This is a genomic window from Streptococcus mitis (assembly GCF_001579035.1).
GTDB lineage: Bacteria > Bacillota > Bacilli > Lactobacillales > Streptococcaceae > Streptococcus > Streptococcus mitis_J.
In genome coordinates, this window is the sequence record NZ_KQ970285.1 from 257,240 (window position 1) to 262,764 (window position 5,525).

6 protein-coding genes are annotated in these 5,525 nt (G+C 42.2%); 4 read left to right on the forward strand and 2 right to left on the reverse strand.

The genetic code is table 11. From position 1 onward, the window contains the following. The 3 genes from leuS to SMIDD26_RS01295 form a co-directional block, all read left to right on the forward strand. Positions 1–2,121 (forward strand): leucine--tRNA ligase (gene leuS / locus SMIDD26_RS01285; protein ID WP_246746839.1); only part of this gene is annotated, 2,121 nt, incomplete at its 5' end. A gap of 195 nt (positions 2,122–2,316) precedes the next feature. After that, on the forward strand, positions 2,317–3,012 hold the full coding sequence (locus tag SMIDD26_RS01290) for a GNAT family N-acetyltransferase (protein WP_061438669.1): 696 nt from the start codon (positions 2,317–2,319) through the stop codon (positions 3,010–3,012). A gap of 11 nt (positions 3,013–3,023) precedes the next feature. After that, positions 3,024–3,440, forward strand: coding sequence for a GNAT family N-acetyltransferase (locus SMIDD26_RS01295; RefSeq protein ID WP_061438670.1), 417 nt, complete (start codon positions 3,024–3,026; stop codon positions 3,438–3,440). 825 nt (positions 3,441–4,265) lie between these two features. On the opposite strand, the gene SMIDD26_RS11200 is transcribed toward SMIDD26_RS01295, so the two are convergent. After that, on the reverse strand, positions 4,266–4,358 hold the full coding sequence (locus SMIDD26_RS11200; protein WP_000970294.1) for a type I toxin-antitoxin system Fst family toxin: 93 nt from the start codon (positions 4,356–4,358) through the stop codon (positions 4,266–4,268). A gap of 317 nt (positions 4,359–4,675) precedes the next feature. Beyond that, positions 4,676–4,768, reverse strand: a complete 93-nt coding sequence (locus tag SMIDD26_RS11205) for a type I toxin-antitoxin system Fst family toxin (RefSeq protein WP_000969508.1) — start codon at positions 4,766–4,768, stop codon at positions 4,676–4,678. A 133-nt stretch (positions 4,769–4,901) separates the two neighbouring features. Between SMIDD26_RS11205 and ruvB the strand changes: the two genes are divergently transcribed. Next, the coding region (gene ruvB / locus SMIDD26_RS01300) for a Holliday junction branch migration DNA helicase RuvB (RefSeq protein WP_134990098.1) at positions 4,902–5,525 on the forward strand (624 nt) is incomplete at its 3' end.

The window sequence follows — 5,525 nt, forward strand, 5'->3', positions numbered from 1 at the left end:
ACAGATCCAAACTACTACAAGTGGACTCAATGGATTTTCACTAAGCTTTACGAAAAAGGCTTGGCCTATGAAGCGGAAGTGCCAGTAAACTGGGTTGAGGAATTGGGAACTGCCATTGCCAATGAAGAAGTACTTCCTGACGGAACTTCTGAGCGTGGAGGATATCCAGTTGTTCGCAAACCAATGCGCCAATGGATGCTCAAAATCACGGCCTATGCGGAGCGTTTGCTTAATGACTTAGATGAACTTGATTGGCCAGAGTCTATCAAGGACATGCAACGCAACTGGATTGGGAAATCAACTGGTGCTAATGTAACTTTTAAAGTTAAGGGAACAGACAAGGAATTCACAGTCTTTACCACTCGTCCTGATACTCTTTTCGGTGCGACTTTCACCGTTTTGGCTCCTGAGCATGAACTAGTAGATGCCATCACAAGCACAGAGCAAGCAGAAGCAGTAGCAGAATACAAACACCAAGCCAGCCTCAAGTCTGACTTGGCTCGTACAGATCTTGCCAAAGAAAAAACAGGGGTTTGGACTGGTGCTTATGCCATCAACCCTGTCAATGGTAAGGAAATTCCAATCTGGATTGCCGACTATGTTCTTTCTAGTTACGGAACAGGTGCGGTAATGGCTGTGCCAGCCCACGACCAACGTGACTGGGAATTTGCCAAACAATTTGACCTTCCAATCGTAGAAGTCCTTGAAGGTGGAAACGTAGCAGAAGCTGCCTACACAGAGGATGGTCTTCATGTCAATTCAGACTTCCTAGATGGATTGAATAAAGAAGACGCAATTGCCAAGATTGTGGCTTGGTTGGAAGAAAACGACTGTGGTCAGGAGAAGGTTACCTACCGTCTCCGCGACTGGCTCTTTAGCCGTCAACGTTACTGGGGTGAGCCAATTCCTATCATTCATTGGGAAGATGGAACTTCAACAGCTGTTCCTGAAAGTGAATTGCCACTTGTCTTGCCTGTAACCAAGGACATCCGTCCCTCAGGTACTGGTGAAAGTCCACTAGCTAACTTGACAGACTGGCTTGAAGTGACTCGTGAAGATGGTGTTAAAGGTCGTCGCGAAACCAACACCATGCCACAATGGGCAGGTTCAAGCTGGTACTACCTCCGCTATATTGACCCACACAATACTGAGAAATTGGCCGATGAGGATCTGCTCAAACAATGGTTGCCAGTAGATATCTACGTGGGTGGTGCAGAGCATGCCGTTCTTCACTTGCTTTACGCTCGTTTCTGGCATAAATTCCTCTATGATCTCGGTGTTGTTCCGACTAAGGAACCATTCCAAAAACTCTTTAACCAAGGAATGATTTTGGGAACCAGCTACCGCGACCACCGTGGAGCGCTTGTGGCGACTGACAAGGTTGAAAAACGTGACGGTTCTTTCTTCCATGTGGAAACAGGGGAAGAGTTGGAGCAAGCGCCAGCCAAGATGTCTAAATCCCTCAAGAACGTTGTTAACCCAGATGATGTGGTGGAACAATACGGTGCCGATACCCTTCGTGTCTATGAAATGTTTATGGGACCACTTGATGCTTCGATTGCTTGGTCAGAAGAAGGTCTGGAAGGAAGCCGTAAATTCCTTGACCGTGTTTACCGTTTGATTACGAGTAAGGAAATCGTTGCGGAAAACAATGGCGCTCTTGATAAGGTCTACAATGAAACAGTCAAATCTGTCACTGAGCAAATCGAGTCTATGAAATTCAACACAGCCATTGCCCAACTTATGGTCTTTGTCAACGCTGCTAACAAGGAAGACAAACTTTATGTAGACTACGCCAAAGGCTTCGTTCAGTTGATTGCACCATTTGCACCTCACTTGGCAGAAGAGCTCTGGCAAACAGTTGCAGCAACAGGTGAGTCAATCTCTTACGTGGCTTGGCCAACATGGGACGAAAGCAAATTGGTTGAAGACGAAATCGAAATCGTTGTCCAAATCAAAGGAAAAGTTCGTGCCAAACTCATGGTTGCTAAAGATCTATCACGCGAAGAATTGCAAGAAATTGCTCTCGCTGATGAAAAAGTCAAGGCAGAAATTGACGGTAAGGAAATCGTGAAAGTGATTGCAGTACCTAACAAACTCGTTAATATCGTCGTTAAATAACGAGTTTATTAGCTCTATCTGCCACCTTCAATAGTCCACTGGACTATTGAAGCCAACTAAATTGGTTAATATTGTTGTGAAATAAGATAAGAATCCTTCAGAGTAGAATCTGGAGGATTTTTTGAATCTTCTTATGAAAGTATGATATACTATGGGCAACTATAAAGTTTGAAAAGTAAAACAAGGAGAAGAAAGATGCCAGTAAACGAATATGGTCAGATGATTGGGGAGTCAATGGAAGGTTATACATCCGGTACACTGCCTTCTATTGATTTCTTAGAAGGGCGTTATGCTCGGATAGAGGCTCTCTCGGTAGAAAAACATGCGGAGGATTTGCTAGCTGTTTATGGCCCGGATACTCCTCGGGAGATGTGGACCTACCTCTTTCAGGAACCAGTGGCAGATATGGAGGAGCTGGTTACCCTTTTAAATCAGATGTTAGCTCGTAAGGACCGTTTTTACTATGCAATCATAGACAAGGTAACTGGTAAGGTTTTGGGAACTTTTTCTCTCATGCGTATTGACCAGAATAACCGAGTAATAGAAGTGGGAGCTGTCACTTTTTCTCCAGAGCTCAGGGGGACACGGATAGGAACAGAAGCCCAGTATCTCTTGGCTTGCTATGTCTTTGAGGAGCTTAACTATCGTCGCTATGAATGGAAATGCGATGCTCTTAACATGCCATCCAGACGAGCAGCGGAACGTTTGGGCTTTATTTATGAAGGAACCTTCCGCCAGGCAGTGGTTTATAAGGGGCGTACGAGGGATACGGATTGGTTGTCTATGATTGATAAGGACTGGCCAAAAGTCAAAGCTCGTTTGGAAATATGGTTGCGTCCTGAAAACTTTGATAAAAATGGACAGCAGTACAAGAGCTTGAGAGAGCTTTAAGAGGTGTTGAGATGATTACTATTAAAAAGCAAGAAATTGTCAAGCTAGAGGATGTTTTGCATCTCTATCAGGCTGTCGGTTGGACAAATTATACAAATCAACCTCAGATGCTGGAGCAGGCCTTATTTCATTCATTAGTAATTTATCTGGCACTTGATGGTGATGCTGTAGTGGGCTTGATTCGTTTGGTTGGAGATGGTTTTTCATCAGTTTTTGTACAGGATTTGATTGTTTTGCCTAGCTATCAGCGCCAAGGGATTGGTAGTCTCTTGATGAAAGAGGCTTTAAAAGATTACAAAGATGTCTATCAAGTCCAGCTGGTAACAGAACAGACAGAAAGAACCTTGGGATTTTATCGTTCTATGGGCTTTGAAATCTTATCCACCTATGACTGTACAGGAATGATTTGGACGAATCGAGAAAAATAACAAAACTTGTTTTTTCTTAAGCAAAGTTTAAGGATGGTCTAGTATCATATAGTCATTAAATAAAGACCTCCTAACTTTATTTAATGAAATCCTAAAACTTTTTTTCATCATAATCTCCTAATGAAGTCACCTAATTAGGTGGCTTTTTTGTGAGGTGATGGTGATAGTGATTTTCTGCAAAATGGTAGAATCTGAGAAAAAGTTAAGCTAGTTTTAAGCTTCGTCTTGTATCATATAGTTATTAAATAAAGACCTCCTAACTTTATTTAATAAAATCCTAAACTTTTCTTTTTCATAATAATCTCCCTTAACTCCACCCAATCAGGTGGAGTTTTTTGGCTCTATTTCAGGCTTTTGGGGACTATTCTAAAAATCATTTTTCGATATTTTTCGGTATTTTTCGGATTTTGGTCGGGGAATTGGCGGGGATCTTTTTAGCAAATATGACTAAGAAATAGGTTTGCTGTTACTTCAGCTACTTCAAACTCAATTTGATTGTAAGTGACTGTTAATTGAAGGACTGAAACTGCTGTAATAATGATTTTGCTTGTCCAGTAGTGGCGTATTAAATGAGGAGTGACATATAAGATTGTCTCTTCGTTTACTAAATCAAAATTTCTATGAAATTGATAGAATCCCTAACTTTCTCTTAATCTTGACCGTTTTGTTGTAAAGCGGTTAAAGCTTGGGAAGCTGAGGTTGTAAAGTTTTGACAAATTTTGTGAACTATGGGATAATGGAGAGGAATTAAGGATTAGTTCTATATCATGGACTAGAAAAGACCCCAAGCTAACTTCCACATTAAGCTTGGGGTCTTTTTTGACACTATCTATCTTTGTTTAGCCATTTATCGACTAAGCGAAGGATGACACCGACCACAATCGGTCCGATGATAGTTTTAAGGATTAGTTCCATCATGGGCTATCTCACCTCCTTTCGTAGGCGGTGTAGCAGTGCCGTAGAATATTATACCACATAAGTGTTAAACTCGGGAGTCACCCAATCAGGTGGAGTTTTTTAGCTCTATTTCAGGCTTTTGGGGACTATTTTAAACATCATTTTCCGATAACTTTCGCAATCTTGAACGTCTTGTAGTACAGAGGTTCAAGAGAATATAAACCTTTGACAAATTTTGTGAACTATGGGATAATAAAAGGGAATTAAGTATTGTGTCTATATCATAGGCTAGAAAAGACCCCAAGCTCACGTCCAAATAGCTTGGGGTCTTTTTGACACTATTTGTCCTTGTTTAGCCATTTATCGACTATCCGAAGAACGACACCGACCACAATTGGTCCGATGATAGTTTTAAGTATTGTATCCATCATGGGCTATCTCACCTCCTTTCGCAGGCGGTGTAGAAGTGCCGAACAATATTATACCACATAAGTGCTAAATTCGGGAGTAACCTAATCAGGTGGCTTTTTTGTTTGTGGCTTGGTTTTTTGATATAATAGAGCCATGAGTAGAATTTTAGATAATGAGATAATGGAGGATGAGGAGTTAGTAGAACGCACGCTCCGTCCTCAGTACTTACGTGAATATATTGGGCAGGACAAGGTCAAGGACCAGCTCCAAATCTTTATCGAGGCTGCCAAAATGCGAGATGAAGCGCTGGATCATGTGCTCTTATTTGGCCCTCCAGGCTTGGGAAAAACGACCATGGCCTTTGTTATTGCCAACGAACTGGGAGTCAATCTTAAGCAGACCTCTGGGCCTGTCATTGAAAAGGCTGGTGATCTAGTAGCGATTTTGAATGACTTAGAGCCTGGGGATGTGCTTTTTATTGATGAGATTCATCGCTTGCCCATGTCTGTGGAAGAGGTGCTTTATAGTGCCATGGAGGACTTCTACATTGATATCATGATTGGGGCTGGTGAAGGCAGTCGCAGTGTTCATTTGGAGTTGCCACCTTTTACTTTGATTGGTGCGACGACTCGGGCTGGTATGCTCTCAAATCCGCTACGGGCACGTTTTGGGATTACAGGTCATATGGAATACTATGCCCATGCTGACTTGACAGAAATTGTCGAGAGGACGGCAGATATTTTTGAGATGGAAATCACTCATGAGGCAGCTTCTGAG

Excerpts from the sequence above, each read along its gene's own strand:
- SMIDD26_RS01290 (WP_061438669.1), top strand. The coding sequence starts at position 2,317 with ATGCCAGTAAACGAATATGGTCAGATGATTGGGGAGTCAATGGAAGGT.
- SMIDD26_RS01295 (WP_061438670.1), top strand. The coding sequence starts at position 3,024 with ATGATTACTATTAAAAAGCAAGAAATTGTCAAGCTAGAGGATGTTTTG.
- SMIDD26_RS11200 (WP_000970294.1), bottom strand. The coding sequence starts at position 4,358 with ATGATGGAACTAATCCTTAAAACTATCATCGGACCGATTGTGGTCGGT.
- SMIDD26_RS11205 (WP_000969508.1), bottom strand. The coding sequence starts at position 4,768 with ATGATGGATACAATACTTAAAACTATCATCGGACCAATTGTGGTCGGT.